This window comes from Pseudoalteromonas sp. NZS11_1 (assembly GCF_015864275.1).
Taxonomy (GTDB): domain Bacteria; phylum Pseudomonadota; class Gammaproteobacteria; order Enterobacterales; family Alteromonadaceae; genus Pseudoalteromonas; species Pseudoalteromonas arctica.
Genome location: NZ_JADYXK010000054.1, coordinates 1 through 2,682, shown reverse-complemented (window position 1 = coordinate 2,682; position 2,682 = coordinate 1). Strand labels below are relative to the sequence as shown.

The window sequence follows — 2,682 nt, the reverse complement described above, 5'->3', positions numbered from 1 at the left end:
AGAACGAGTGAAACGTTATATTCTTCCAGAAAAAAGAAAACGGCCCAAAAGTAGGACCGTTCGAATTTCAAAAACTCGGTACACCATTAAGTCAAAGCATGCTTAACTGAATGGTGTTAACAATTAAGTGGTTTAAATTAAGTATGGTCCAGAGGGAGGGATAGACTTGCTTACATCCATGTAATCAATCGCTGCGCGACGCTTGCAGCGGCCCAAAATGTTCCAGACATTTTGTCGAACCCTGTCGAGGGTTCTCACCCTCCCAATTTAGTATCGGTGTTAAATTTTAGGCACAAAAAAACCACAATTAAGTGGTTTAAATTAAGTATGGTGGAGAGGGAGGGATTCGAACCCTCGATAGAGCTACAAACTCTATACTCCCTTAGCAGGGGAGCTCCTTCGGCCACTCGGACACCTCTCCAACGCATAACCGGTTGTATTGATGGAGTAAAAAAAGCCACCAATTAAAATATGGTGGAGAGATAGGGATTTGAACCCTAGATGGGCTATAAACCCATGCCGGTTTTCAAGACCGGTGCATTCGACCACTCTGCCATCTCTCCGTGACGCAGAATAATACTTAGGTGATACCGTTGTGTAAATAGCAAAATGACTGTTTGCCTAAAAAACATACGTAAATGAGGTTTTTTTTGTAAATAAGGGGAAATTAAGGCTATTTTTAATAAAATAAATAGGTTGCAGCAAACAATGGGAGCTAAATAAGTGACTTCATTTAGTGGTTGAGTGTTCGCTGCACCGAAAAATAATCATGGTTGGGTGATTATTTATATTGAGCTGCACCGCTAAGTGCTAGTCTTTTACCAATTGTGTTAAGTTTAGCTAGCATTCTTGCTTTACGATTAGTTGGTTTAACGGCTACTTGCGCTGATGCTGTTTGATTTAATGTATTAATTGGTTTCATTATTTTGCTCCGGTTGTATCTGTTGAAATCGCGTGCATTTTGCACGTTGCTTGATTAAAAATACAACGATAAAAATTGAGCCTGAGGGATTAGTTAAACTAATCTGAATTAATTTTATTAATGTGCAATTCAGTAAGTTGCATTACTGTTTTTGCATAGGTATTTAGATGGTAGTTGGTTTAAATCCCTTTAATGTTGGGGTTTTTGCTTTTTTAATTTATTTTTATGCATTTTATATAGTGTTTTTTGATTATTTATTCAGATTAAAAAAATTTAATTAAACGTTTGTTATCTCACTCTAAAATACATTGCTGGAAACAAAAGCTTGTCACTACTAATAATTATTAAACCAAGTATCAAAAAACAGAGCCAAAAATCATTGGCATGGCTTAAAAAAACCTGTAAAAAACGCAGCTTTTCTTATTGTATATTCACTACTACGGGAAGCTTTGACGATGACTGCGCTCAAATAAGGTTGTTACTGAGTAAATTTCCCAAAGTAGTTGCACTAGGTGGCGATGGTACATTGAACTTGGCGGTTAATGCGCTAATAGGGAGCAGCTGTTCGTTAGCATTATTGCCTTGCGGTACAGGTAATGATTTCTCGAGAGGGTTTAGTTGCAAAGAAGATGATTGGCGAAAGGCACTATTTAATACACCGACAGCAATTGATGTAGGAAAAATTAATAGCCGCTATTTTATTAATATTGCAGGGGTAGGGTTTGATGCTCATGTAGTTAAAGCGATTAATGCTAAAGCTAGTTTTTCATCTTTTGATTACAGTTGGACGAGCATTAAGGAGCTATTTTATTATCAAGCTCAGCAGTTACAAGGTACGTTTAATAACGATGTTAGGCAGTATAAAAATTTAATTACCGTATTTGCTAATCATAAGTACTTTGGTGGTGGGCTAGAAATAGCGCCAAAAGCAGATTTAACTGATGGGCTGCTTGAGTGTTATCAAATGCGATCGGGTGGGCTTTTTTATAACGTAATAAGCTTTATGAAGTTGTTTTTTAAGCGCCATCAGCATATAAAAAACCTTAACTACAGTCGCTTAAATACAGCTTCCATAAAAACTGAAGGGTTATTGATTGAAGCAGATGGTGAACTGGTAGGTAAAACTCCTGCGGTTGTTAGTGTGCATGGACAGGCCTTACTTTTTCATATGCCAATAAAAAAGCGCCTACAGTAAAGTCATAGGTAAGATCTTAAGAAATTGAGTTGAAGCTCAATTCATGATCAAATGGTTGTTACCACACAAACCACAGAATCAAGAAAAGAGCTTCAAATGAATGCTAACATTTTTATTAATAAGTTAAAAAGTATCCTAAGTGAAANACCGCATTTCATATGGTTGTTAGTCTTGTTGCTGCGCTTGGGGATAAAAAAACGATCTATTTATCCGAAATATTAAGAGTTTATAATCAGCTAACAGGGCAGTCTATTAAGTATAAGCCTTTTCATAACCAGTTAGTTAAACCTGAACTAGCTGAACTAATGCGAGAGGTAACAAATAGAGTTTTTAATTGTTGGATAAATGATGCGCTTAAGTACACGAAAAAAGATTTGTTCAAGTTTGAGAATATTTTAATTCAGGACGGTAGCTCTATTATGCTTCATCGTTCTTTAAAAGATGTTTTTCCTGGGCGATTTTCAAATACGTGTCCAGCAGCGATTGAATTGCATGCTACTTTAAATTTAACGCAAGGTTGCTTTGAAAAAGCAGGTATAACACCAGACAGTTATTCTGAACGTGA

Annotated in this window: 2 protein-coding genes, 2 tRNA genes and 1 pseudogene; 2 read left to right on the top strand and 3 right to left on the bottom strand. The window is 36.4% G+C overall.

What is annotated here, in order from left to right; translation table 11 throughout:
- Window positions 1-328 precede the first annotated feature (328 nt).
- The 3 genes from I6F44_RS19445 to I6F44_RS19435 form a co-directional block, all read right to left on the bottom strand.
- Window positions 329-421: transfer RNA gene (locus I6F44_RS19445), tRNA-Ser, on the bottom strand.
- A gap of 51 nt (window positions 422-472) precedes the next feature.
- A tRNA-Ser gene (locus tag I6F44_RS19440) sits at window positions 473-563 on the bottom strand.
- 218 nt (window positions 564-781) lie between these two features.
- The gene (locus I6F44_RS19435) at window positions 782-922 is read right to left on the bottom strand and encodes a hypothetical protein (RefSeq protein WP_197174404.1); all 141 of its coding nucleotides are present in this window, start codon (window positions 920-922) and stop codon (window positions 782-784) included.
- A 325-nt stretch (window positions 923-1,247) separates the two neighbouring features.
- On the opposite strand from I6F44_RS19435, the gene I6F44_RS19430 reads away from it, so the two are divergent.
- Window positions 1,248-2,117 (top strand): diacylglycerol/lipid kinase family protein, encoded by an 870-nt coding sequence (locus tag I6F44_RS19430; RefSeq protein WP_197174403.1) that lies wholly within the window; start codon window positions 1,248-1,250, stop codon window positions 2,115-2,117.
- Window positions 2,118-2,275: 158 nt separating this feature from the next.
- Window positions 2,276-2,682, top strand: a pseudogene (locus I6F44_RS19425) (IS4 family transposase); the annotation flags it as partial.

Bases quoted from the DNA above. Each gene is read 5' to 3' on its own strand.
- I6F44_RS19435 (WP_197174404.1), bottom strand. From the start codon at position 922: ATGAAACCAATTAATACATTAAATCAAACAGCATCAGCGCAAGTAGCC.